19 protein-coding genes and 4 pseudogenes are annotated in these 25,142 nt (G+C 63.5%); 15 read left to right on the top strand and 8 right to left on the bottom strand.

What is annotated here, in order from left to right:
- Nucleotides 1-6 precede the first annotated feature (6 nt).
- The 3 genes from ACQCSZ_RS20420 to ACQCSZ_RS20410 all read right to left on the bottom strand — a co-directional run bounded on the left by ACQCSZ_RS20420 (nucleotide 7) and on the right by ACQCSZ_RS20410 (nucleotide 2,503).
- Nucleotides 7-189, bottom strand: coding sequence for an ATP-binding protein (locus ACQCSZ_RS20420; RefSeq protein WP_427005467.1), 183 nt, complete (start codon nucleotides 187-189; stop codon nucleotides 7-9).
- Between the two features lie 179 nt (nucleotides 190-368).
- Complete coding sequence (locus ACQCSZ_RS20415) at nucleotides 369-1,109, bottom strand: IclR family transcriptional regulator (protein ID WP_427005466.1); 741 nt, start codon at nucleotides 1,107-1,109, stop codon at nucleotides 369-371.
- On the bottom strand, nucleotides 1,106-2,503 hold the full coding sequence (locus ACQCSZ_RS20410; RefSeq protein WP_427005465.1) for an APC family permease: 1,398 nt from the start codon (nucleotides 2,501-2,503) through the stop codon (nucleotides 1,106-1,108). The genes ACQCSZ_RS20415 and ACQCSZ_RS20410 overlap by 4 nt, the downstream gene beginning before the upstream one ends.
- 525 nt (nucleotides 2,504-3,028) lie before the next feature.
- Here ACQCSZ_RS20410 and ACQCSZ_RS20405 point away from each other — a divergent pair.
- The 5 genes and pseudogenes from ACQCSZ_RS20405 to ACQCSZ_RS20385 form a co-directional block, all read left to right on the top strand.
- Nucleotides 3,029-3,298, top strand: a pseudogene (locus tag ACQCSZ_RS20405) (aldehyde dehydrogenase family protein); the annotation flags it as partial.
- A 17-nt stretch (nucleotides 3,299-3,315) separates the two neighbouring features.
- A complete protein-coding gene (locus ACQCSZ_RS20400; protein ID WP_427005464.1) occupies nucleotides 3,316-5,265 on the top strand; it encodes a primary-amine oxidase in 1,950 nt (649 codons plus the stop codon).
- Nucleotides 5,262-6,920, top strand: a complete 1,659-nt coding sequence (locus ACQCSZ_RS20395; protein WP_427005463.1) for an APC family permease — start codon at nucleotides 5,262-5,264, stop codon at nucleotides 6,918-6,920. The genes ACQCSZ_RS20400 and ACQCSZ_RS20395 overlap by 4 nt, the downstream gene beginning before the upstream one ends.
- Before the next feature lie 151 nt (nucleotides 6,921-7,071).
- On the top strand, nucleotides 7,072-7,737 hold the full coding sequence (locus ACQCSZ_RS20390; protein WP_427005462.1) for a DUF5134 domain-containing protein: 666 nt from the start codon (nucleotides 7,072-7,074) through the stop codon (nucleotides 7,735-7,737).
- Between the two features lie 321 nt (nucleotides 7,738-8,058).
- The gene (locus ACQCSZ_RS20385; RefSeq protein ID WP_427005461.1) at nucleotides 8,059-9,786 is read left to right on the top strand and encodes an IS1634 family transposase; all 1,728 of its coding nucleotides are present in this window, start codon (nucleotides 8,059-8,061) and stop codon (nucleotides 9,784-9,786) included.
- 385 nt (nucleotides 9,787-10,171) lie between these two features.
- Here ACQCSZ_RS20385 and ACQCSZ_RS20380 read toward each other — a convergent pair whose 3' ends face one another.
- Nucleotides 10,172-11,440, bottom strand: a complete 1,269-nt coding sequence (locus ACQCSZ_RS20380; RefSeq protein WP_427005460.1) for a LuxR C-terminal-related transcriptional regulator — start codon at nucleotides 11,438-11,440, stop codon at nucleotides 10,172-10,174.
- A gap of 202 nt (nucleotides 11,441-11,642) precedes the next feature.
- Between ACQCSZ_RS20380 and tkt the strand changes: the two genes are divergently transcribed.
- The 5 genes from tkt to fbaA all read left to right on the top strand — a co-directional run bounded on the left by tkt (nucleotide 11,643) and on the right by fbaA (nucleotide 17,439).
- Nucleotides 11,643-13,796, top strand: a complete 2,154-nt coding sequence (gene tkt, locus ACQCSZ_RS20375; protein WP_427005459.1) for a transketolase — start codon at nucleotides 11,643-11,645, stop codon at nucleotides 13,794-13,796.
- A 105-nt stretch (nucleotides 13,797-13,901) separates the two neighbouring features.
- Nucleotides 13,902-15,023: a transaldolase gene (tal, locus tag ACQCSZ_RS20370; protein WP_427005458.1), complete on the top strand. Its 1,122-nt coding sequence runs from the start codon at nucleotides 13,902-13,904 to the stop codon at nucleotides 15,021-15,023.
- A 34-nt stretch (nucleotides 15,024-15,057) separates the two neighbouring features.
- Nucleotides 15,058-15,777, top strand: coding sequence for a ribulose-phosphate 3-epimerase (rpe, locus tag ACQCSZ_RS20365; RefSeq protein WP_427005457.1), 720 nt, complete (start codon nucleotides 15,058-15,060; stop codon nucleotides 15,775-15,777).
- A 10-nt stretch (nucleotides 15,778-15,787) separates the two neighbouring features.
- Nucleotides 15,788-16,261 carry a ribose-5-phosphate isomerase gene (locus ACQCSZ_RS20360; RefSeq protein ID WP_427005456.1) on the top strand — a complete coding sequence of 158 codons (474 nt, stop codon included), beginning with the start codon at nucleotides 15,788-15,790 and terminating at the stop codon, nucleotides 16,259-16,261.
- Between the two features lie 158 nt (nucleotides 16,262-16,419).
- Entirely contained in the window at nucleotides 16,420-17,439 is a 1,020-nt protein-coding gene (fbaA, locus tag ACQCSZ_RS20355) for a class II fructose-bisphosphate aldolase (RefSeq protein ID WP_427005455.1), read from the top strand.
- Between the two features lie 7 nt (nucleotides 17,440-17,446).
- On the opposite strand, the gene ACQCSZ_RS20350 is transcribed toward fbaA, so the two are convergent.
- Together ACQCSZ_RS20350 and ACQCSZ_RS20345 are read right to left on the bottom strand one after the other, a co-directional pair.
- On the bottom strand, nucleotides 17,447-18,472 hold the full coding sequence (locus ACQCSZ_RS20350) for an ATP-dependent 6-phosphofructokinase (protein WP_427005454.1): 1,026 nt from the start codon (nucleotides 18,470-18,472) through the stop codon (nucleotides 17,447-17,449).
- Between the two features lie 392 nt (nucleotides 18,473-18,864).
- A complete protein-coding gene (locus ACQCSZ_RS20345; RefSeq protein WP_427005453.1) occupies nucleotides 18,865-20,358 on the bottom strand; it encodes a glyceraldehyde-3-phosphate dehydrogenase in 1,494 nt (497 codons plus the stop codon).
- Between the two features lie 248 nt (nucleotides 20,359-20,606).
- On the opposite strand from ACQCSZ_RS20345, the gene ACQCSZ_RS20340 reads away from it, so the two are divergent.
- From ACQCSZ_RS20340 to ACQCSZ_RS20325, 4 genes are all read left to right on the top strand, one after another.
- Nucleotides 20,607-20,969 (top strand): cupin domain-containing protein, encoded by a 363-nt coding sequence (locus ACQCSZ_RS20340; protein WP_427005452.1) that lies wholly within the window; start codon nucleotides 20,607-20,609, stop codon nucleotides 20,967-20,969.
- A gap of 314 nt (nucleotides 20,970-21,283) precedes the next feature.
- Nucleotides 21,284-22,270 carry an HAD-IIA family hydrolase gene (locus ACQCSZ_RS20335; RefSeq protein ID WP_427005451.1) on the top strand — a complete coding sequence of 329 codons (987 nt, stop codon included), beginning with the start codon at nucleotides 21,284-21,286 and terminating at the stop codon, nucleotides 22,268-22,270.
- 87 nt (nucleotides 22,271-22,357) lie between these two features.
- Nucleotides 22,358-23,392 carry a Gfo/Idh/MocA family protein gene (locus tag ACQCSZ_RS20330; protein ID WP_427005450.1) on the top strand — a complete coding sequence of 345 codons (1,035 nt, stop codon included), beginning with the start codon at nucleotides 22,358-22,360 and terminating at the stop codon, nucleotides 23,390-23,392.
- Nucleotides 23,393-23,535: 143 nt separating this feature from the next.
- Nucleotides 23,536-23,934: a DUF4913 domain-containing protein gene (locus ACQCSZ_RS20325; protein WP_427005449.1), complete on the top strand. Its 399-nt coding sequence runs from the start codon at nucleotides 23,536-23,538 to the stop codon at nucleotides 23,932-23,934.
- Nucleotides 23,935-23,995: 61 nt separating this feature from the next.
- Here the strand turns inward: ACQCSZ_RS20325 and ACQCSZ_RS20320 are convergent.
- Nucleotides 23,996-24,612 (bottom strand): annotated as a pseudogene (locus ACQCSZ_RS20320) (pyridoxal 5'-phosphate synthase lyase subunit PdxS); the annotation flags it as partial.
- Between the two features lie 23 nt (nucleotides 24,613-24,635).
- Nucleotides 24,636-24,890: pseudogene (locus ACQCSZ_RS20315) on the bottom strand (formyltransferase family protein); the annotation flags it as partial.
- 66 nt (nucleotides 24,891-24,956) lie between these two features.
- On the opposite strand from ACQCSZ_RS20315, the pseudogene ACQCSZ_RS20310 reads away from it, so the two are divergent.
- A pseudogene (locus tag ACQCSZ_RS20310) lies at nucleotides 24,957-25,103 on the top strand (ATP-binding protein); the annotation flags it as partial.
- Nucleotides 25,104-25,142: the final 39 nt, after the last annotated feature.

The raw sequence follows: 25,142 nt of genomic DNA, 5'->3' as shown, positions 1-25,142 counted from the left end.
CTCATTTCATGAGGGCGTGTTTGACGTGTTGGATTCCCAACGGAACTGCAGGAGCCGTCCCTGGTGGACGATGCGGTCGGTGACGGCGGCTGCCATGTTGTCGCCGCGGTTCCCCAGCGTACTGATTTCGAGGTTGGTGGTGATGATCAGGCTGCGTTTCTCACAGCCGTCGGTGATGACTTGGAACAAGAGCCCGGCGCCTTCTGTACTTCGAGGAGCCGGCTATTCCCGTATCGAAGTGCGGGCTCACCGCACCATCCAGCAGGCGACAGGGGGAGGCGTTGCTCAGCGGTGGGCTTCGCTACTGGATCCTGGCGATCGGTGCACGGTGTCCGGAGTGCCCTGTCGGTTCCGTTCCGGTTTGTTAATCAGAACAGGAAAGGTGCTAGGCGTGAGGTCAGTTCACGGGCCGCTTCGGCGTGTTCGCAGATTGTGGTGAACCGTTCTGAGGGGCCGGAGAGGCAGAGGGCTGCGCCGGCGGGCCTGCTGGGAAGTCTTACTGGAAGTGCCAGACTTGCGGATCCTTGTGCTAATTCGTTGATTTCCGAGGCCTCGCCTTTGAACCGTATTTCCGCGAGTTGCCCTTCCAGTTGCGCCTCTGTGAGCGTGTGCTGTGTCAGCTTCATCAACGGCCCTCTCGGCAGAGGGGAGGCCGAATCGCCAAGTTCAGCGAGCATCAGTTTCCCTGCGGCGGAGGCGTGTGGATACCGGAGCATTTCGAATGCTGATTGGAGCGGATAATCCGGATCTTCATCGGCGATTCTGAGGGAAGCGTTCCGGAACATGATGAGATGCACAGCGAAACGGTTTCCACTCCGGAACTCTTCTATTACGGTGTGGGCCGCGGTGGGGACGGTTGGCGGGGTCGCAGCGGTAATCAGGCCTGAAATCGCGTGTCCGAGGGCGAATCCGCGGAGATCAGATGTGCGGGCCAGATACTCGTCCCCGACGAGCGCATTCAGCACCCGGTAGGCGGTCGCCGGGGGCATCTGCAGGGCGTCGGTGATCTCTTTCGCCGTTGTCCCGGTGCCGAACCGTGCCACGATCTCCAGGATCCTGAGCGAGTTTGACGCTGTGCTGGGCCCCGGGTGTTCGGACCTGTGGCTCATGGGACGGGCCCAGCATGAAACAGGTCTAGTTCCCGGGTCTCGTCGTAGATGCCCACGGACGCCAGACGCTCAGGTAACCGAAGGCGAAGGAACATGGCGTAAAGGACGCTGGCGAGGAGGACACCGCCGTAAATGACGGTCTGCAGGTTGCCTGTGTGAATCGATACCGTCGCAGCCATCCAGACCACGGCCCCGAGGGTCAGGGAGGTTGCTGCCCCGAGTATCCAGCTGGCGTAAGTGTCCTCCCCGATCCGGCGCAGGAAGAAGGGCAGGGACGCGCTGGCAAGGATATAGGCCCCAAGGTATCCGTAGGCGCCCAGCGTGAAGAGGTTCGCGAGGCCCTGCACCGGACTGGCACCGGAGATGATGACCGCGATGGGAACGATGGCAACTACCGGCATTATGACCATGATTGCCATCGAGGGGGTTCGAAAGGCGGGATGGGTCCGGCCGACTATTCGCGGCGCAACGCCTTCTCTGCCCATACAGAAAAATATCCGGGCGAGGGCGTTTACAGATGCGATCGCGCACGCAAACCACGATGCTGCGATTCCCAGGTCAAGGACTGCGGCGAACACCGGAGAAGTCTGGGAAAACAGGTCGGACAAGGGAGTGGAACTCGCTTTAATGTTTAACGGTGCCTCGTTGAGGGCTACGTCCTGGGCGGTCGCGGCAAGCAGATAAAGCACGCCCGTCACGATGGGGGTCCAAGTGAGGGCCCGAGGGACGCTGACGAAGGGTTTATACGCCTCGCCTCCCAGCGTGGTCGGGCTTTCGAAGCCGACAAAGGCGCTTACGGCCACGACGATTCCGATCCACAACGAATCAAAATTTCCGTTCCAGACAAACACACTCCCGAGACTCACCTTCGGCGCGTAGAAGGCGAAGTAGACAATCATGAGGGCGGCGAGGACTCCAATTGCAATGGATTCAATCAACAACGTGGACCACGCGGATATCCGGATCCCCCTAACCATGAGGAAACAGGCGGCGCCCGCGGCGGCAAGAATGACCAGCACCGTGAAAACCTTGGGATCCGCGAGGGGGACCCCAAGATTGATCAACAGCTGAACGACATATGTGCCAACAGCCAACAGACTGGCCATGGCCACGAGGCCGTAACCGAACATGGCCGACCAGCCGGCGGTAATTGCCGTCCGTTGGCCAAGTCCCTTGGCTGTGTAGCTGTAGAGGCCGCTGACGGCAGCCATGCGCTTTGCCATCGGTCTCAGACAGAAGGAAACCAGGACCATGACCGCCATGGCCGCGCCGAATGTCAGCACAAGGTTCGGTCCGGTGGATCCAAAGACAAGAGACGGAAAGACAAGAGCCGGAATGACGGCCATGGCACCCGCAGGCGCCACGGCGGCCACTGCCTGCGCGAAGACCGGCAAGAAGGAAAGCTTCCGGCGGCTCAGGCCCTCCACCGGAGAGCGGGGAGTGATGAAGCGATCACCGCGGGCAGACACTGGGAACCAACTTTCCCTCCGACGGGCAGGCTCGCCTTGCTTATGAAGGACGCAAGTCATCGACCCGAGGTGCAAAACCTTAGCATTCTCGGCCCCTGTCATGACAGCCGCGAACATGTTTCCGAATGTTTCCAACATGTTAACTGCAATGGGAAAATATGGTCCCGAATTTCTCATGCAAATGTTCACAAAAAGACTCGCCTAAATGAATCCCCTGACGTAGTTTTGCTACGTGAAGGGAAAGTTCGTGACCCACATCACGCCGGCAGAACTCGGAGCAGAGCACGGCCGGCACTCTATAAATTTGAGGATGTCGGGTTTACGGACGATGCCTTCCGGAGCCCCGGCCGGGGGCTTTTGAGGTGATCTTCAGCGCAGCCTCATATGCACCAAAAATAAACAGTTCTGACAATAAACAGTTCTGATAATCCAAGGACCTTTTGTGTCTATTGGTCCCGCAACGGCAATACCGCCTGCCGGACCGGGCACGAGATCCAGGCCAGGCGTGTGTGGGTCAACGACTACCATGCCTACCCCGCGGGGGCGGCGCGGGGCGGCTACAAGTCCTCAGGCATCGGACGTGAGAACCACTCCATGATGCTGGACCACTACCAGCAGACCAAGAACCTCACGGTCAGCTACAACGAGGACACGCTCGGCTTATTCAATACCGGTTCCTGGAACATTTCGGCTGTCAGCCCCTGGGGACCCTCATCCTGAACAACCAAGGAGAAACCATGACTCTCAACACTGAAATCCACACCGAGGTAGGGGTATCACACCCTCTGGATCCGCTGTCCCGCGCCGAGATTTCCCGGGCGGCGGCGATCCTGAAGGATGGACCGGCCGCGGCGGAATCGTTCCGCTTTATCAGTATTGAGCTGCGCGAGCCGGAGAAGGAACTGCTCCGGGCCGGCGCCGCGACGGTGCGCGAGGCTGATGCGGTCCTGGTCAACCGTGCCGAGGGACGCTCCTACGAAGCCATTGTCGACCTTGATTCGGGCATCGTCTCGAAGTGGACCCAGCTGGCCGCGAACATCCATCCCCCGTTCATGCTGGACGAGTTCGCCGAGGGTGAAGAGAGCTGCCGGAAGAACCCCGAGGTCCAGGCCGCCCTGGCCAGGCGCGGCATCACCGACATGTCCCTGGTCTGCTTCGAACCGTGGTCCGTGGGCTACTTCGGTGAAGACAACGAGGGCCGGCGCCTGATGCGCGCCCTGGTCTTCGTCCGCGAGGAGGCCGATGACAGCCCGTACGCGCACCCGATCGAGAACTTCATCGTCATCGTGGACCTGAACTCCGGCGAGGTCGTCAAGGTCGAGGACGACCAGGCCATCCCCGTCCCCAGCGCCAGCGGCAACTACCTGCCCAAGTACGTCGGCGAAGCCCGCACCGACCTCAAACCCATCTCCATCACCCAGCCCGAAGGCGCGTCCTTCACGGTCACCGGAAACCACGTCCAGTGGGCCGACTGGTCCTTCCGCGTCGGGTTCACCCCCCGCGAAGGCCTGGTCCTGCACCAGCTGAAGTTCCGCAACAAGGGCGTCGAACGTCCCGTGATCAACCGGGCCTCACTGTCCGAAATGGTCGTCCCCTACGGCGATACCGCCCCCGTCCAGGCCAAAAAGAACGCCTTCGACTCCGGCGAATACAACATCGGCAACATGGCCAATTCCCTGACCCTGGGCTGTGACTGCCTGGGCGAAATCAAGTACTTCGACGGCATCACCGCCGACAGCCACGGCAACCCGCTGACGATCGAGAACGCCATCTGCATGCACGAGGAAGACGACTCCATCCTCTGGAAGCACTTCGACTTCCGCGAAGGCACCACCGAAACCCGGCGCAGCCGCAAGCTCGTGATCTCCTTCATCGCCACCGTCGCGAACTACGAGTACGCCTTCTACTGGCACCTCTTCCTCGACGGCAGCATCGAGTTCCTGGTCAAAGCCACCGGCATCCTCTCCACCGCCGGCCAGAAACCCGGCGAGAAGAGCCCCTACGGCCAGACCCTGAACAACGACGGACTGTACGCCCCGATCCACCAGCACATGTTCAACGTCCGCATGGACTTCGAAATCGACGGACCCCGCAACGCCGTCTACGAAGTGGACATGGAAATCCCCGAGGACAACCCCACCCACACCGCCTTCAAGGCAGTGGACCGGCTCCTGGAAACCGAACAGGCCGCCATCCGCAAGACAGACTCCTCCAAGCACCGCTTCTGGAAGATCGCCAACCACGACAGCAAGAACCTGGTCAACGAACCGGTCGCCTACCGCCTCATCCCAACCAACGGCATCCAGCTCGCCGCCGGCGACGAGTCCTACGTCAGCAAACGAGCACAATTCGCCCGCAACAACCTCTGGGTCACCGCCTACGACCGGACCGAACGCTTCGCAGCCGGCGAATTCCCGAACCAGGCCACCGGCGCCGACGACGGCCTGCACATCTGGACCCAGGCAGACCGGAACATCGTCGACCAGGACCTCGTGGTCTGGTACACCTTCGGCATGCACCACGTCGTCCGCCTCGAAGACTGGCCCGTCATGCCCCGCCAGAACATCGGCTTCATGCTCGAACCCCACGGCTTCTTCGACCAAAACCCCACCCTCAACCTCCCCAGCAACGCCAACACACCCGCCTCCGCCGACGCCGGACAATGCTGCTCCGGACACGAATCATGAGCACCCAAAGCCCCCGCGCGGACGCCCCCGCCAAGCGCGGCTCCCAACCAGGCAAGCTGAAGGCCAACACCCTGGGGCTGTGGGATGTGGTGTTCATGGCGGTCGCGACGTCCGCGCCGATTACGGTGATGAGTGGAAATGTCCCGTTTTCGGTCGGCTACGGCGTCGGAACCGGAACCCCGGCAACATATATCTGGGCGACGGTTATCCTGACGGTCTTTGCGGTCGCATATGTCTCCATGGCCCGCTACGTGACCTCAACAGCGGCCTTCTACGGATTCATTTCCCGCGGTTTGGGACGCGTGCTTGGCCTCGGGACTGGCTTCATGGTCACCTTCAGCTACATCGTCTTTGAAGCCAGCATCATCGGTATCTTCTCCTACTTCGGCCATCTGGCCTTCCAGGACCAACTCGGGCTGGATATTCACTGGGTCGTTTTCGCCGTGGTCGGCCTCCTCCTCATCGGCTTTCTGACCTACTTCGAGATCAGCCTCGCAGCGAAAATCCTTACATTGCTGCTGGCCACTGAGATCGGAATTCTCGCAATCATGGCCTTCGGCGTGCTCTTCCATGGCGGCGGCCCCGACGGGCTGATGCCTCAGACGCTGAATCCGGTTAACATATTCCTGCCAAACGGTCTGCAGGTGGCCGCGCCGGGTCTCGCGATGTTCATCGCGTTCTGGTCCTGGACCGGATTTGAATCGACGGTCATGTATGGGGAGGAATCGAAGAACCCGAAGAAGATCGTCCCTATCGCCACGTTGATCGCGGTCACCGGAGTCGGCATCTTCTACACGTTCGTCTCCTGGATGTCCGTCGCCGGGAACGGCGCCGACCAAGCCATCGCTTTGGCGCAAAGCGCCAATCCCCTCGACATGTTCTTTCACCCCACGGACGTCTTTGTCGGCCACGGGTGGGTTCTGGTCATGGAATGGCTGATGATGACAGGATCCTTCGCTTGCGCGATGGCCTTCCACAACGCCGCAGCACGCTACATGTACTCCCTGGGACGAGAAGGAATCCTGCCCAGCGCACTTGGCAAAACGCACCTGAAGCATGGGTCGCCGCACGTCGCGTCGTTCCTCCAGACAGGTATTGCAATCCTGTGGATTCTCGGATTCTGGTTCTTCAACAAGGACCCCTACCTGGATGTCTTTGTCCTGCTGGCGGTGCTCGGGACCTTCACGCTACTGATTGTGCAGACGGTGACCATGGGCGCGGTGTTCAACTACTTCCGCAAGCACCACCCGGAAGAAAATGTGTGGCGCACCAAAGTCGCTCCCATCATCGGCGGGGCGGGGATGCTGGGTGTGGTCATCCTGATGTGCCTGAATTTGGACACGGCTGCCGGACCTGCCGCATCGTCCCTGCTTTTCAAGCTCATCCCCTACATCGCCACAGGGCTCTTTATCGCGGGGGCGGGCCTGGCCCTTTACCTTCGGAAGACCGATCCGCTCAGATACGAGACTATCGGTTACGTGGTTCTCGCCGACGATGCTCACGGCCCCGTCCTGGACGAGGAAGATCCGGAGCCGTTGCGCCCGATCGATCTCGAAACCATCAGGGAACTGGAGCGGCAGCAAGCCTCAGGTCAACTGGGGCGGGAGCTCGATGAACTGGAGCTGGAGAAGAACCTGGAGCTGGAGAGGGACTAGTCCTCAACAGGGGGTCCCCGGCGCTGTCCGCAGCAGCATCGGGGACCGGCCCCTTTTCCTGACCCGAACTTCGGTCCCCGGCGCTGTCGACAACCGCGTCGGGGACCGAACCCATACCTATCCCAAACCCAGTAGTGAGAGCGTGATCCGCGTGTTCAATATCCCCGCAATTACCTGGACCCTCACGGCCTTCCTGCTGCTTGGCGGAAGCTATCACGTCCTGCACGCGACAAGGTCCCACCACATCACGGACCGGGTTAACTACAGCCTCCATGCCCTCATGAACGCCCTGATGGCTGCCATGTTATGGAACCTCGCGCCCTCGACCATGCTGGCCCAGATCGCAGTCCTCGCCGGCGCGGCACTGTGGTTTGTCATTCAGGCGGTCGCCCGGCCGGAATTCAAAATACTCTGCGCCGGCAGCCAGGGCCGCCTGAAATGCCTTTACCACAGCCTCACCATGGCTGGTGCCGCCCTCATGGCCGCCATGATGGGCCATGTGACTACCGCCGGCCAGGGAACCGTCCCGGCAGACGGAATGTCAATGTCAATGCCGGCCACCCACCACGCGATGGCAGCCGTGCCCCAAAACACGGCTACAGCAACGTTTGATCACTCACCCGCTCTGGCGATCCTGCTGACAGTATGCTTCGGAGCCGCGGCGGTGGTTTTCCTTGTCCGCCTACTGCGTTTCCGGGCAACGACAACCACTCTCCGCCACGCGGCGGCTTCACGACTCTCCCTCCGCGCAGACCACGGACTCGAAGCCCTCGGCGCCGCCGTCATGGCCCTGATGTTCGCCACCATGGCCGCATAACCCCCCGACCACACAGCCGTATGCCGGAACCGCACCGACGCCGGCATGAGCACCGCACGGGCTGGCGACGGCGAAGACCCGGATGACTACCGTTACCCCGTGATGCCCGTCCGGCTCCCCGACCAGCAGCCCCATTCCCATCACTAGCCGGAAGTTACGTGGGTCTCTCGCCCGGATTCGTTGAGTTTCCGGGCGGGGGGCCCGTTTTATACGGTTTCGCGTAGTCAGAATAGTTGTCGTGTCTTTCCCGAATGTGAGGGAAAAGCACTCTAAAATGTTGTTATGATGAAGCGAGGCGGCGCGGTTCATGTAGTCAGAGTTGTGAAGTCCCATACGGACAAGCATGGCCAGGAGCGCGTATACCGGTCGGCGTACCTGCGCCGGACCTACCGCGAGGGCGGGAAGGTCCGCAACGAAACGGTCGCGAACCTTTCGGCCCTGCCCGGGCATGTGGTCGACTTCATCGACGCCGGGCTCAAGGGCCGGCACCTGGTGCCCGCGGACGCCGTGGCCACCATCACCCGGTCCCTGCCGCACGGCCACGTCGCCGCGGTCTTCGCCCAGGCCAAAGCCCTCGGCATTCCCGCTCTGCTCGGCCCGGCCTGCGGGCAGCGGGACCTGGCCCTGGCCCTGGTGATCGCCCGGGTCTGCAGACCCGGTTCGAAGCTGGCGACCACCCGCTGGTGGGCCGACACAACCCTCGCCGAAGACCTCGGAGTCGCCGGCGCCACGACCGATGAGGTCTACGCCGCGATGGACTGGCTCGCAGGCCGGCAGGAAACCATCGAGAAGGCGCTGGCGAAAAGGCATCTGTCCCCGGAGGCCAACCCGGACCGGCTCGCGTTGTTCGACCTGTCCTCGTCCTGGGTCACCGGGCACAAGTGCCCGCTCGCGGCCCGCGGCTACTCCCGCGACGGGAAGAAAGGTCTGGAGCAGATCGAGTACGGTCTGCTCACCGACCCCGAGGGCCGGCCGGTCTCGGTGCGTGTCGTGCCCGGGAACACCGCGGACCCGGCCGCGTTCGAGGCCCTCGCCAAGGACTTCAAAACCCGCTACGGCCTGGCGGACATGGTGATGGTCGGAGACCGCGGCATGATCACCTCCGCCCGGATCGAACAGCTCAAGGAACTCGGCGGACTGGGCTGGGTCACCGCGCTGCGCGCCCCCGCCATCCAGGCCCTGGCCGCCGACGACGGGCCCCTGCAGATGAGCCTGTTCGACGAGCAGGACCTGGCCGAGATCGCCCACCCGGACTACCCGGGCGAACGCCTCATCGCCTGCCGCAACCCGCTCCTGGCCGCCGAACGGGCCCGCAAACGCACCGCACTGCTCGCAGCCACCGACACGGAGCTGGCCAAAATCACCGCCGCCGCCGAAGCCGGGCGGCTCAAAGACGCCGGGAAGATCGGCGTGCGCGCCGGCAAGGTCGTCGGCAGATACAAGATGGAAAAGCACTACACCCTGACCATCGGCGACACCTCGTTCGCGTACGCCCGCAACGAGGAACAAATCGCCGCCGAGGCGGCCCTGGACGGAATCTACATCATCCGCACCACCATCCAGGACACCCACATGGACGCCGGACAAGTCGTCGCGACCTACAAGTCCCTGGCCAACGTCGAACGCGACTTCCGCTCCATCAAGGCCATCGACCTGGACCTGCGCCCGATCCACCACCACACCGAAACCCGGGTCCGCGCCCACGTATTCATCTGCATGCTCGCCGCCTACCTCACCTGGCACCTCCGCCGGGCCTGGGCACCCCTGACGTTCACCGACGAAAACCGCCCCGAACCGGAGAACCCCGTCGCCCCCGCAAAACGATCGGCCGCAGCGCAGACCAAAGCAAGCCGGCGCACCACCCCAGACGGACACCCCGCCCACAGCTTCCGGTCCCTGCTGGACCACCTGGGAACCCTGACCCGCAACGAGATCCGCTACGGCGCCGAGGAGACCGCGCCCCTGATCCCCACCCTGGCCGTGCCCACCCCCATACAACACAAGGCCTTCGACCTGATCGGCCAAAGCTTCCCGCTGACCCTGAAGTAGACAGAAGGAGGAACCCCGGAAACAGCGGAATCCCCGCCAACGCGGGGATTCCGCACGTCATGCCAGACGTAACTTCGGACTAGCGCAGGAAAGGGTTCCATGCATATCGGAATGATCGGCCCTGGAAAAATGGGATCCCGCAAGCGCTCTCTGTTCCCTCTTCCGGCCCGAGTGCTATAAGACAAGTGCTGGACGATTCAATGCCTCTGGACGATTTCCACCTTGTCTCTCGCCCTGCTGCTGGTCCAGATGCCTGAATCCTGGTCTACGGGACCGGCGAGCAGCGGCCTGGGGATGGCCCGCTTCGTCCCGGGTGCGCGGCTCATTTCGCCGTCGTGCCTCGATGGGGCACAGATTGTCCCGGTGCCGCCGGTTTCTTACATCGTCACCGGAGTCCGTGACTGTGCGCCAGCGCGATCGCCTCGGTGCGTGAACCGACGTCGAGCTTCCTGAACAGGTTCCGCACGTGGAACTTGACCGTGTTCTCGCTGATGCCCAGCGTGGAGGCGATGGTCCGGTTGCGGTGCCCGGCAACCAGGTGCTGGAGCACCTCGAGCTCCCGGGCAGCAAGATCCCAGCCGTCGACATCCCCCGCCGGGCGTGACATTTGCAGGTCCAGGGGGAGGGTGACAAAAACGTCCGCACCCCAGCCTGGCATGACGTCGATCCGCAGCTGCCCGGTGAGCGCCTGGACCCGGCGGTCCAGGCGGGCGATGCTGGGCGCGTCGGCTTTGAGTGCACCCCGGCCGTCGTCGCGGACGTTGATCAGCAGGTTTTCGCCGTCGCAGTCCCATTGCGTCCGTACTCTGCTGACGTCGGGTTGTTCCGTCATGGCCAGCACAAGTCCGCGGACGATGGCCCGTGCCGCATGGGCAACTTCGCCGGGCAGGGCCCTTCCATTCAGCGGCGGTTCGATAAATTCGATCTCGATGCCGCTGTAGCGTGTGAGCGGCCGCAGGTCCTCCCGCAGGCGTTCGAAGGCCTTGGCAACGGGCTCTTTCACCAGGTCTGTCGTGCGGTCACTGTGGGTCCGGAGCCCGATCAAAGCCTTGGCGGTGAGGTCGATAACGGTTGTGCGGGCCGCCGCATCGTCCAGAGAGGATGAACGAAGGGCTGCCAGAAGGGTCTCCAGGGTGGTGGAGTGCACATCGGTCAGTTCTGCTGTCACGCGAAGGCGTTCAGCGGATGCCGCCCGCGATTCGAGCAGGTACGACGGCGGCGCATCAGCCACCTTCTCCCGGATCCGCCGCGCAGTGAGGCGCCACAGATACGTCACCAGGTCCAGCCCGGCATTGCGCCCCGGATCAGCAGGGGGATCGGTGAGGACCAGGAGGGCGTTGCTCGAGGCGTGTTTCAGGGCGAGCACGGGGCGGGTCTTGCCGGCGAGCTCGGCTTCCCCGAACCAGGGTCCCTCATCCTTAAGGGTGGCGCGGAGCGTGTCCAGCTCGGTGATGGAGACCCGGGAAATAATGTCTTCATCGCCCGCCTTCTTCTGCGGGCGGCCTGTGCAGTCTTCCGTGAAGATCACAAGCGCGCTGCTTCCCATGTAGGGCAGCGTGGCATCACGCAGGCGCTCCGCTATCTGGGCCAGGGGGGCATCGGCCAATGCTGCCACACTCTGCAAAAGCGGCCACGGCAGGTCTGGTAGGGGCATGGTGAATTCCTTCAGGGATGGGTCCGGCGCTGCACTCATCCGGACAGCATACCCGGGCGGAATACTTCATTCCAACCCAAAAGGGTAGTAAGAACCGTCAGAAAACAGTGTTACCCCTGCCCATTTGGTTCGCAATCATTGATATCAACCAGAAAGTATCCGTCCGGCTCCTTCAGGCCGACCAGATCCAAAAGGACAAACTGTGAACCCGACAACAAATGTGACACTCCCCGGCACTGAAAATTCAGCAACCCTCAAATGGACGCCCGAGGATGAGCGCGCTGTGGACACCGCCCGTGTTTTGGCTGCGGACGCTGTGGAGAAGGTCGGCAACGGCCACCCCGGCACGGCCATGAGCCTGGCCCCGGCCGCCTACCTTCTTTTTCAGAAGCTGATGCGCCATGACCCCCGCGACCCTGACTGGCTGGGACGTGACCGTTTCATCCTGTCACCCGGCCACTCCTCGCTGACGCTATACATCCAGTTGTTCCTGTCCGGCTACGGCCTGGAACTGGACGACCTCAAGGCGCTCCGCACCTGGGATTCCCTCACGCCGGGCCATCCTGAGTACAAACACACCGCCGGCGTCGAGATCACCACCGGTCCGCTGGGCCAGGGCCTGGCCTCGTCGGTGGGCTTCGCGTACTCGCAGCGGCGGATGCGCGGCCTGTTCGACGCCGACGCCGCCGCGGGCACGTCCCCGTTTGACCACACCATCTGGGTCATCGCTTCCGACGGCGACATCCAGGAAGGCGTGACCTCCGAGGCTTCCTCGCTGGCCGGGCACCAGGAACTGGGCAACCTCGTAGTGGTCTACGACGAGAACCACATCTCCATCGAGGACGACACAGACATCTCCTTCACCGAGGATGTCCTCAAGCGCTATGAGGCCTACGGCTGGCACACCCAGCGGGTGGACTGGACCGAGACGGGCGAATATGTTGAAGACGTCCAGGAGCTGTACTCTGCCCTGCTCGCGGCGAAGGCTGAGACCTCCAAGCCGTCCATCATCTCGCTGCGCACCATCATCGGGTACCCGGCGCCGAAGAAGCAGAACACCGGCAAGATCCACGGTTCCGCCCTGGGTGCTGACGAAGTGGCAGGCCTGAAGACCGTGCTGGGCTTCGATCCGGCCAAGTCCTTCGAGGTGGACAAGGACGTCTTGGCCCACGCCCGTGCCGTCGTCGACCGGGGCGCTGCCGCCCGCAGTGAATGGGATTCCTCATTCGAGGCGTGGCAGTCGGCCAATCCTGAGGGCGCTGCCTTGCTGGAGCGGATCGAAGCCAAGAAGCTTCCCGCCGGACTCGATGCAGTCCTGCCGGTCTTCGAAGCCAACAAGGATGTCTCCACCCGCGCAGCATCGGGCAAGGTCCTGAACTCGCTGGGCCCGGTCATGCCCGAGCTGTGGGGCGGTTCGGCTGACCTCGCCGAGTCCAACAACACCACCATCGAGGGCTCGGCGTCGTTCATCCCGGTCTCCCGCTCTACCGATGCCTGGTCCGGCAACCCGTACGGCCGGGTCCTGCACTTCGGTATCCGCGAGCACGCCGCGGCCTCGATCGTGAACGGCATCTCGCTGCACGGCCGGACCCGGGCTTTCTCCGGCACGTTCCTGATCTTCAGCGACTACCAGCGCCCCGCCATCCGCCTCTCCGCCCTGATGGGTGTCCCGTCCATCTACGTGTGGTCCCACGATTCCATCGGCCTGGGCGAGGACGGCCCCACCCACCAGCCGGTGGAGCAGCTCTCCACGCTGCGTGCCATTGTGGGCCTGGACGTGGTCCGCCCCGGCGACGCGAACGAGGTGGGCATAGCGTGGAAGACCATGCTGGAGAACCACGACAACCCGGCCGGCATCGTCCTGACCCGTCAGAACGTCCCCACTTTCGCCCGCGGTAACGGTGCAGCACAGGGTGACACCTTTGCTTCCCCGGCGGGTGTGGCCAAGGGCGGCTACGTCCTGGCCGAAGCGGCCAAGGACGGCGCAACCGTTCCGGCTGACGTGCTGCTGATCGCTACCGGCTCCGAGGTGCAGCTGGCCGTCCAAGCCCGCGAAGCGCTCCAGGCCGAAGGCATCGCCGCCCGCGTCATCTCGATGCCGTGTGTCGAGTGGTTCAACAAGCAGGACGCGGCGTACCGCGAGTCCGTGCTTCCCGCCGCCGTCAAGGCCCGCGTCTCGGTCGAAGCCGGCCTGGCACTGGGCTGGAAGGAATTCGTCGGTGACGCCGGCCGATCCATCTCGCTTGAGCACTACGGCGCTTCGGCAGATTACAAGCGCCTGTTCCAGGAGTTCGGCATCACTGCGGAGGCAGTTGCCGCCGCGGCCAAGGAATCCCTGGCCGCTGCCCGCAACTGACCTTTACCTGCACTGCGGCCAGCGCCGCGGGACGGCCTCATGGGGGACGTCCCGCGGCGCGGCCCCGAACTGTCACCAGTCCACAAATTTTTGAAGGAAGAAGCTATGACCAACGCAACCCCCACCGCACAGCTGTCCGACGCCGGCGTCTCCATCTGGCTCGATGACCTCTCGCGTGAGCGGCTCGCCAGCGGCAGCCTGCAGAAGCTCATCGGCAAAAAGAACGTGGTGGGCGTGACCACCAACCCGTCCATCTTCCAGGCCGCGATCACCTCCGGCTCGGACTACGACGCAAAGATCGCCGAACTTGCCGCACAGGGCGCCGGCGTCGAGGAGACCATCTTCGAGATCACCACCACCGACGTCGCCGACGCCTGCGACCTGTTCGCCCCGATCGCCGCCGCCACCAGGGGTGTCGACGGCCGTGTCTCCATCGAGGTGGACCCCCGCCTGGCCTGGGACACCGAAGGAACCATCGCCGAAGCCAAGAACCTCTACAAAAAGGTGGACAAGGACAACGTCCTCATCAAGATCCCGGCCACCCTTGAGGGCCTGGAAGCCATCACCGCGGTCCTGGCCGAGGGCATCAGCGTCAACGTGACCCTGATCTTCTCCCTGGACCGCTACCGCGCCGTCATCAACGCCTTCCAGGCTGGCCTGAAACTGGCCAAGGAAAACGGCCACGACCTGTCCGCGATCCACTCGGTGGCATCGTTCTTCGTCTCCCGCGTGGACAGCGAGATCGACAAACGGCTCGACGCCCTCGGCACCGACGAAGCCAAGGCCCTGAAGGGCAAGGCCGGCGTAGCCAACGCCCGCCTGGCCTACCAGGTCTACGAGCAGCTCTTTTCCACCGATCGGTGGGAGGTCCTGGCCGAAGCCGGCGCACGTCCGCAGCGTCCCCTGTGGGCTTCCACCGGCGTCAAGGACCCGGCCTACCCCGACACCCTGTATGTCACGGGACTGGTAGCTGCCGACGTCGTCAACACCATGCCGGAGAAGACCCTGGACGCCACGTTCGACCACGGCGTGGTCACCGGGGACACCATCACCGGCGCCTATGCCGAGTCCAAGGCCGTGCTGTACGCACTGGACGCACTGGGTATTTCCTACAACGAGGTGGTTGCCCTCCTCGAATCCGAGGGCCTGGAGAAGTTTGTAGCCAGCTGGAAGGAACTGCTGGCCGACGTCGAAGGTGCCCTTGCCGCTGCACGGAAGGCATCCTGATCCGAGCTCTGACAGCTACCGAAAGGCAGACACCATGTCCGCATCACCTCTGAAATGCTGCATCAACCCCAGCATCCTCTCGGCCGACTTCGCCAACCTCGAGGCCGAGCTTGCCCGCATCAGCAACGCCGATGCCGTGCACGTGGATGTTATGGACAACCTCTTTGTGCCAAACCTGACCATCGGCCTGCCTGTTGTGGAACGGCTGCAGAAGGTCAGCCCCGTCCCGTTGGACGCCCACCTGATGATCGCCAACGTGGACCGTTGGGCGCCGCAGTACGCCGACGCCGGCCTGAGCTCTGTGACGTTCCACGTCGAGGCATCAGATGCCCCCATCAAACTCGCCCGGGAACTCCGCGCCCGTGGGGCCAAGGCTGGCATGGCACTTCGCCCGGCCACTCCGGTGGAACCGTACCTGGACATGCTCACCGAACTGGACATGCTGTTGATCATGACGGTGGAGCCGGGCTTCGGCGGCCAGGCATTCCTGGACGTCATGCTGCCCAAGATCCGCCGTGCCCGCGCGGCAGTGGACGGTGCGGGGGTGAACGTGGCCATCCAGGTGGACGGCGGCATCACAGAGGAAACCATCACCCGCGCCGCGGAGGCCGGTGCCAACGTCTTTGTGGCCGGATCCGCCGTATACGGTAAGGCCTCACCTGAGGACGCCATCGAGTCGCTGCGCGCCAACGGGCAGCTCGCTTTTGGCGCGCGGGCTCTCCACTTCAACAAGACCGCACCCCAACCAGCCTGAAGGACCACTCATGCGCGTTCACATCGCAACTGACCACGCCGGGATGGAGCTTAGCTCCCACCTCATTACTGCATTGTCTGCCAGCGGCTACGAGATGGTGGACCACGGGCCGGCCGCCTATGATGCCGAGGACGACTACCCGGCGTTCTGTATCAAGGCAGCAACTGCGGTCGTGGCCGATCAGGCCGCGGGTGTTGACGCCCTCGGGATTGTGCTGGGCGGCTCGGGCAATGGTGAGCAGATCGCCGCGAACAAGGTCAGGGGCGTCCGTGCGGCCTTGGCCTGGAATCTCGACACGGCGAAACTGGCCCGCGAACACAACAACGCCAACGTGGTGGCAGTGGGCGGGCGGCAGCACACCGTTGAGCAGGCCACCGAACTGATTGAGGCGTTCCTGGCAGAACCGTTCAGCAATGCCGAGCGCCATGAGCGCCGCATCGGCAAGATCGCCACCTATGAGGCCACCGGTGAGGTGGCCGAATAAAACCCTGGCTGCGTCATAGCTCCGTCCCATGCGGCGGGGCTATGACGTGGCCGCCTTCTTGTTTTAAGCGCTTTCCTGGTCAAGACCAAACCGGAAGCGGAGAACGCCTGGACCAAAAGGGGAAGGGCGGCAGACGAAAATTCACCATAGGAGTCAGCATGCCCATTGCCACCCCCGAGATCTACTCCGAGATGATCGACCGCGCAAAGACGGGCGGCTTCGCCTTCCCGGCCGTCAACGTCACCTCCTCCCAGACCCTCAACGCAGCCCTCCGCGGCTTCGCCGAGGCCGAGTCCGACGGCATCGTCCAGGTCTCCACCGGCGGTGCGGCCTACTGGTCCGGCGCCTCCACCAAGGACATGGTCGCAGGGTCCCTGGGCTTCGCCGCGTTCGCCCGCGAGGTCGCGAAGAACTATGGCGTGAACATCGCCCTGCACACGGACCACTGCCCCAAGGACAAGCTCGAGGGCTTCGTCCTGCCGCTGCTCGCCGCCTCGGAGGCCGAGGTCAAGGCCGGGCGGAACCCGCTGTTCAACTCGCACATGTGGGACGGCTCCGCCGAGACGCTGCCGGATAACCTGCGGATCGCCCGTGAACTGCTCGAGCGCACCGCGGCCGCCAGGATGATCCTCGAGGTCGAGATCGGCACCGTCGGCGGCGAGGAAGACGGCGTGGAGAACGCCATCAACGACAAGCTGTACACCACGGTCGAGGACGCCCTGGCCACCATCGATGCGCTCGGTTCCGGCGAGAACGGCCGCTACATCACCGCGCTGACCTTCGGCAATGTGCACGGCGTGTACAAGCCCGGCGGCGTCAAGCTCCGCCCGGAGATCCTCAAGGACATCCAGGAGCAGGTCGGCGCCAAGATCGGCAAGGCCAACCCGTTCGACCTCGTCTTCCACGGCGGTTCCGGCTCCTCGGACCAGGAAATCGCCGACGCCGTCTCGTACGGTGTGATCAAGATGAACATCGACACCGACACCCAGTACGCCTACACCCGTCCGGTGGTGGACCACATGTTCCGCAACTACGACGGCGTGCTGAAAATCGACGGCGAGGTCGGGAACAAGAAGCTCTACGATCCCCGCGTCTGGGGCGCCTCCGCCGAGGCCGGCCTGTCCGCCCGCATCGTGGAGGCAACCACGCAGCTCGGCTCCGCTGGAAAGACGTTCTAAAGAAAGGTCAGCCGAACAGGACCGCTGCTTCCTCGTAGCGTTCATGTGGGACTGTCTTCAGCCGGCCCAGGGCCTCCTGGAAATTCACGTGTTGGATATCCGTGCCCTTGAGCGCCACCATCGTGCCCCAGCAACCTTCCACCACCGAGTCAATCGCGGCCATGCCCAGGCGCGTTGCGAGGACGCGGTCGAAGGCTGAGGGCACGCCCCCGCGCTGGATGTGCCCCAGGATGGTAGCGCGGGTCTCGATGCCGGTCCGGGCTTCCAGTTCCGGGACCAACTGGTCCGCGATGCCGCCCAAGCGGGGGCGGCCGAAGGTGTCCAGGCCCCGCTCGGAGTGCGGGGACTCCATGTGCTCTGGAACAAAACCCTCGGCCACCACTACCAGCGGTGCGCGTCCGCGGGCGTGGGCTTCCTTCACCCATTGGGCGATCTGCTCGATGCTGACCTTCTGTTCCGGGATCAGGATGGCATGCGCGCCTGCGGCCATGCCCGCGTGCAGGGCGATCCAGCCCACATGCCGACCCATGACCTCGGCGATCATGCAACGGTGGTGGGATTCGCCGGTGGTGCGCAGCCTGTCAATTGCTTCGGTGGCGATCTGCACGGCGGTGTCAAAGCCGAAGGTGTAATCGGTGGCGTCGAGATCGTTGTCCACCGTCTTGGGAACACCCACGATCTTCAGCCCTGCGTCGGTCAGCCGTTTTGCCGCGGCCAGGGTTCCTTCGCCGCCGATGGCGATGATGGCGTCGATGCCGAGGCGGTCCATGTGGGCCTTGATGACCTCGGGTCCGCCGCCGTTTTCGAAGGGATTGGTGCGAGAGGTACCCAGGATGGTGCCGCCCTGCTTGGCGATGCCGCGGACCATGGTGCGGGGGATCTCGATGATGTCGCCCTCAACCACGCCGCGCCAGCCGTCGAGGAAGCCGACGAACTCGTGGCCGTGCACGGTAATGCCTTTAAGTACGGCGCCGCGGATGACCGCGTTCAAGCCGGGGCAGTCGCCGCCGCTGGTGAGGATTCCAATTTTCATGTTTCGGCTCAAATTCTGGGAGAGGGTTTACAGGCAGAGCGCCACACTGAGGCACCTGGAAGTGTTGTGGAAGCGATGTAGTAGGGCATGAACCGGTTACAGCTCCGGGGTGCGCCACACCGTACAAGCCGGAGCTGCACGTGCCGCTTCAAGGCAAGACTCCTGTCGGGGAATGCCCGCCACTGACCTGCTGATCATGCTTTGCTGCCAGAACGGCGAGATCGTGAATGAGCTGTTGCATCTCGCGGTCACGGCCCCGGGCGGGCCGGACCTGGGAGAGGGGAACAGGTTTCCTGAAAGGAGTGGGAACGGGAGGCAGGGTTGCCGACGGCGGCGTGCGAGGCGGCTCCTGACCCGCAGAGGGATCAATAAAGAGCATTGAGTCTCCTCACCTAGGCCGATTTCAACGCGGCGAGCACTGACATGGCCTCCTGGACCACATCCCTCGCGGGGAACGACGGCCGATTGATGCCTGCCATTTCCTCCATGACCCGGACTACCTGGCAGCTGTAGCCGAACTCGTTGTCGTACCAGACGTAGAGCACGAGGTTCTTGCTGTTGGAGATGGTGGCCAGGCCATCAACAACGCCGGCATGGCGGGAACCAACGAAGTCCGTGGACACAACTTCAGGTGAATCCATGTAGTCGATCTGCCTGCGCAGGTCCGAGTGCAGCGACATGTCGCGGAGGAAGTTGTTGACCTCTTCCTTGGTGGTGCTGTTCTCCAGGCTGAGGTTAAGGATGGCCAACGACACGTCAGGGGTGGGGACGCGGATGGAGCTTCCGGTGAGTTTGCCCAGTAACTCCGGCAGCGCCTTGGCCACGGCGGTAGCGGCACCGGTTTCGGTGATGACCATGTTCAGCGCGGCGGAGCGGCCTCGGCGGTCGCCCTTGTGGAAGTTGTCGATCAGGTTCTGGTCGTTGGTGAAGGAGTGGACGGTCTCCACGTGGCCGTGCACCACGCCGAACCTGTCGTTGACGGCCTTCAGGACCGGGGTGATGGCGTTGGTGGTGCAGGAGGCGGCCGAGACGATCGTGTCCGAGTCGGCGATCGTGCCGTGGTTGATGCCGTGCACGATGTTCTTCAGCTCGCCCTTGCCCGGGGCGGTGAGCAGGACACGGGCTACGCCCGTGCTCTTCAGGTGCTGGGACAGGCCTTCGGCGTCGCGCCAGCGGCCGGTGTTGTCCACCACGAGCGCATTGTCGATGCCGTAGGCGGTGTAGTCGATGGTGGCGGGGTTGTCCGAGTAGATGACCTGGATCTGCACGCCGTTGGCGGTGATGGTGTTGGATTCCTCGTCAACGCGGATGGTGCCCTCGAACGGGCCGTGGACCGAGTCGCGGCGGAGCAGGCTGGCGCGCTTGGCGAGGTCCTTGTCCGATCCGCGGCGCACCACGATGGCACGCAGGCGCAGGCCATGGCCGCCGCCTGACTTTTCGATGAGGAGACGGGCCAAGAGTCGGCCGATGCGGCCGAAACCGTAGAGCACAACGTCGGTGCTGGCGCGGTCATCAGCGCCGCGGCGGCCGACGACGTCGGCGAGTTCGGCGCGCAGGAACTCCTCCAGCGTCGCCCCGCCGCCTTCTTCCTTGAACTTCTGGTTGAGGCGGGCGATGTCGATCGCTGCCGCGCCCAACTCCAGGCCGGCGAGGGCGTTCAGGAGCGGGGCGGTCTCCTCCAGGAGGAGCTCATCTTTGCTGACCCGACGCGCGAAGCGGTGCGCCTTCAGGATGTTCATGGTGGACTTGTTGACCAGGCTGCGCCCGTGGATGCTCGTCACCACATTGTTCTCGCGGTACAGCCGGCCAATCACCGGAACCATTGCCTCGGCAAGGGCCTCCCGGCCCATCCACGTCACAAGGCAAGAATCTGAGGGTTGTAGCATGGGGCGTCCTTTCGCAATGGGGCGGATCTGTTGGAGCTTGGCCTAGCCTCCATCGTCCTGTCATTTGCGGATAGGGGAAACGCCATTTCGGGATGGTTTTAACTACCCCATTGGGTAGTCTGAGCGGCGCGCCGTGGCGGCACGCTGTCGCTTCCCCACCCGAACAGGCTGGGCTACAGTGCCTCTAACTGGTCATCCACCAGCCCGCCGGAGACATTGCCGGCGAGTAAAGCAGAAAGGCAAAGCCAATGAGCATAACTTTCCAGCCCACCGAACTCTTCGAGGGGAAGCTAGCCGAATCTCTGCTGGGCCCTCCGTTGGCCGAGGTACTTGGCGACGACGTACCAACGCGGATTGCCATTCCCTTTACCAGCGACGACTCCCGGATCCTCTCCGGAGTCTGGGAGGCCGACCCAGGCCTCTCACGGTGGGAGTTCCTTGAGCGCGGTGAAGCGATTCATGTCCTTGAAGGACGCATGGTGGTCACCCAGGACGGCGAAGAACCGATCACTCTGGAGGCCGGAACAGCCGCCATCTTCCCGATCGGGTGGCAGGGGACCTGGGAGATCCAGGAGCGGATCAGGAAATTCTTCGTGATCTTTGCGGCCTGATACGAGACCGCTGCCGAGCCAGGTCAGGGTAGCGCGGCCTGGCTCGGTCGTTCGCAATCTGAATTTCATGCCTGAGCCGTGGCGGAATCTGTGCATGCAGCCATCGGGGAAAGCGGCCGCTAACTGCGCAGGGGATCGGCCAGCTTTACAACTATCTGTACGCTCAAAACGGCTGCAGCTCTGACGAGCTCGAACCAGGCACAACGAAGCGTCAAAAGGTAGCGCCAGGGGTCACACCGTCTCCTGCTGACTTCGACAAGGGCTCCCATAAGAGCGCAAGCAGGTGATCAACACCAGCGGAAGGTGAGGTATCAATGAGCAGGCGGTTAATTGACGGCTTTGACGGAGTGCTAGCGGACCTCGACGGCGTCGTGTATACCGGACCGAGGGCGATCGATGGCGCTACCAAGGCACTCGATAAGCTCGAAGGTGAGGGCAAGAGCCTGGCATACGTGACAAACAACGCGTCGCGCTCACCAGAGGAGGTTGCCACCCACCTCCGGGAATTAGGAGCACCTGCCACCGCTGAGCAGGTCTTCGGATCCGCGGTGGCCGGTGCAGAGCTGCTGGCCGCCAAGATGGCGCCCGGCGCGGCTGTGCTCGTCGTGGGCAGTCAGATCCTCGCAGACTCCGTCAGGGCGCAAGGGCTCGTCGTCGTGCGAAGCTCGGATGATCGGCCAGACGCAGTCATCCAGGGATTTTCCCCTGACCTCGGCTGGAAGGACCTGGCAGAAGCCGCCTACGCGGTCACAGCAGGTGCCACTTGGGTAGTGACAAACATGGACATGACCCTTCCACAGGAGCGGGGGTTCGCTCCCGGGAACGGGTCATTGGTGGCAGCGGTTGCCGCTGCCACCGGCAAGTCGCCCCTAGTAGCAGGAAAACCAGAAACAGCCCTCTTCGAGACGGCGGCGCGCCACTCCGGCGTTGAGTGCGCTCTCGTCGTCGGCGACCGACTGGACACCGACATCCTCGGCGGAAATCGCGCAGGCATGGCCACAGTTCTCGTTCTCACGGGCGTGGACTCGGTCCAAACGGCGCTGGCTGCACGCTTGGATGAGCGTCCGAACTACTTGATTCGTTCTCTGCGCGAACTCTACGTGGAGTACCCCGCGATCACGGCCGACGACGGAGCCTACTCCTGTGGCACGGCAGTGGCCCGGGCATCGGGATCGACGGTAAATGTCAGTGGCCGTGAAAACGACCTTAACAGCTGGCGCGCAGCGTGCGCCGCCTGGTGGGCAGCCCACCCCGTTATGACACCGCATTCCGCGCCGGAAATCGTGTTTGCGACGGGATAGGGATCGACAGGTCGTTCGGTCAGGAAGGAACCGCAGTAGGTGCAGAACCCTCCTCAAGCGGGGTAGGTATTAGAAATGGAGAGTTCAATGAGCGAGAAGCTGCGTTGGGGTGTCCTGGGCACCGCGCGCGTCGTCCGCAAGACAATTCCGGCGTTGCAGGAAACGATAAACGGTGAGGTTGTAGGTATCGCGTCCCGCACCGAGGAAAAGGCCCGGGAGTACGCCGATAAGCACGGCGTCCCACAGGCGTTTGGCTCTTATGAGGCGCTGCTCGCTTCGCCGGACATCGACGCTGTCTACATTGCGCTGCTGCCGAACGCGCTGCACCACGAATGGATTCTCAAAGCCCTGGACGCGGGCAAGCACGTCCTCTGTGAAAAACCCTTGGCGATGAGCGCCGCCGAGTGCGGGGAGATTACGCGCAAGGCCGACGAGACCGGGCTCAAAGTCCTAGAAGGCTTCATGTACCGTTTTCACCCGCGTTTCGAAAAGCTGCAAGAGCTGCTCGCGGCCCATGCGGTGGGCACATTGACCTTTGTCCACGTCGCACACTCCTTCGATGCGGGCGGAGACGACAACATCCGCTGGTATACCGGGCTCGGCGGCGGCGCACTTTTCGATGCTGGATGCTACTGCGTCAACATGAGCCGGATGGTCACGGGGCAAGAGCCGGTGCAGGTCGCCGCGTTTGGCAACTACCGCGACGCCAACGACGACGGTCGAATCGACACCAGCATTGCGGGCATGCTGCGCTTTCCCGGCAAAGCAACAGCGCTTTTTGATACGGGAGTCAACCTCGAGCGCCGCAACTTTCTGGAACTCACGGGCACCGAGGGCCGGCTCTACCTCGACAATCCTTTTGGGCTCTTGGAGGAGGATTCGGTCCTGGAGGAGCATCACTTCGGGCAGGACACGATTTATCACAAGGTCAAGGGCGAAAACCACTTCGTACGGATGGGCGAACACTTCGCCGACAGCGCCCTCAACGGAACGCCGCTCCGCTACGATCTCACCGACGCGGCACTCAACGCGCGGGTGTTGGAAGCTCTCGACCGGGCAGCGAGGAAGCACGAGGCGTCTGAACCGAAACCGCATTCTGGCGCTGGCCCAGGCGTCAGCTGACAATTTGACGCTCGAGCCGGAGACGGCAAAGCTGGTTTTCGGCCTTCCCGGAGGCTGCCACGTTTAATAGGTACGTGTTGGAACGTCTGGGTTGATCGAACATCGGCCCCCGTAACGGCAAGGGATCGCGTCTTACCCAGAGCTTGTGGAACACTCGCCTGCCCCGCCCCTTTGGTCCCGCGTCGGGATGGACGAGGGGTCTGCCGCACGAGGCTCTTGTCGGGGGAGGGGTACTGCCAACGTACGTCCGCGACGTCGATGACAGGAGCGCCAAGTGGTGCATGGACCGGTACTTCCACCCCGAGGCCGTCTCCCGGGTGGAGGCCCTGTGGCGTGCCTGGGAGCACCTGCGCCTCGACGGTGCCACAGGGATGAGCGTGTGGTGGCGTGACCATGCCGACCACCACATGCGCGTCCTCCTCGATCCCAAAGGGTCTTTTTACAACCGCGACATATCCGGCCATCGCGACGCCCCGCATCTGGAGCCTGTGAGGGCACCTGCTGGTTGGTTCCCTGACGTGAGGCTCCCCAACTCGAAGTAGGACTGTCCTGTCTGGGCGTCCTGCCAAGAACAGGGGGCCGCGCTGGGCGAGGCGGTGCGGGGCCGACGAACACGCCGTCGGCGCCGAGCTGCATCATCATCGCCGCGTCCGCCGGGGTGGCGATGCCGCCGGCGGTGAACAGCACCACGGGAAGCTTGCCGGTGGCGGCGACTTCCTTGACCAGTTCGTACGGGGCCTGCAGTTCCTTCGCCGCGACGTAGAGCTCGTCCTCGGCCATGCCGGCCAGCTTCTTGATCTCCGCGCGGATCTGGCGCATGTGCGTGGTGGCGTTGGAGACGTCCCCGGTGCCGGCCTCGCACTTGGAACGGATCATCGCCGCGCCCTCGTTGATGCGGCGCAGCGCCTCACCGAGGTTGGTGGCCCCGCAGACGAACGGAACGGTGAAGTTCCACTTGTCGATGTGGTGGGTGTAGTCGGCCGGGGTCAGGACCTCGGACTCGTCGATGTAGTCCACGCCGAGGGACTGCAGGACCTGGGCCTCGACGAAGTGGCCGATCCGGCCTTGGCCATGACGGGCACGGAGACGGCGTCGATGATCGCCTCGATCATGTCCGGATCGGACATGCGGGACACGCCGCCCTGGGCCCGGATATCGGCGGGAACGCGTTCCAGCGCCATGACGGCCACGGCACCGGCATCCTCGGCGATGCGGGCCTGCGGACTTCTGGCGGATCCGGTCGCTATTTGAGTACGACGGTCCGGTTGCCCTGGAGGAAGACGCGGCCTTCGCAGTGCCAGCGGACGGCGTTGGAGAGCGCTTTGCGCTCGGTGTCGCGGCCGGCTGCCACGAGGTCGTCGGCGGTGTAGGTGTGGTCCACGTCGACCACTTGCTGGGAGATGATCGGGCCTTCATCCAGCTCCGCGTTGACGTAGTGGGCGGTGGCGCCGACGGTCTTCACTCCGCGGGCGTGTGCCTGGTGGTAGGGCTTGGCGCCGATCGGCGGAAAAGCCACGTCAGAAGGGGATTGGGCCAAAACGAACGTATGCCAGTTGCAGTTGAGTGGGGTAAGACCTTTACCGATCCCCGCCTCGCGGCGGCGGTCGTGGACCGGCTGACCTTCCGCGGCCACATCATCAACACCGGAACCGATTCCTACCGGCTGAAAATGACCCAGCAGAACATCAACACCAAGACCCGGCAAGCCTGACCGGAACACCAACCGGGTGGGGCCACAACAAATGGCGAA

This window comes from Pseudarthrobacter sp. H2, assembly GCF_050157045.1.
Taxonomy (GTDB): Bacteria; Actinomycetota; Actinomycetes; order Actinomycetales; family Micrococcaceae; genus Arthrobacter.
The sequence above is the reverse complement of the archived record's forward strand: the minus strand, read 5'-3'. Positions and strand labels throughout refer to the sequence as shown.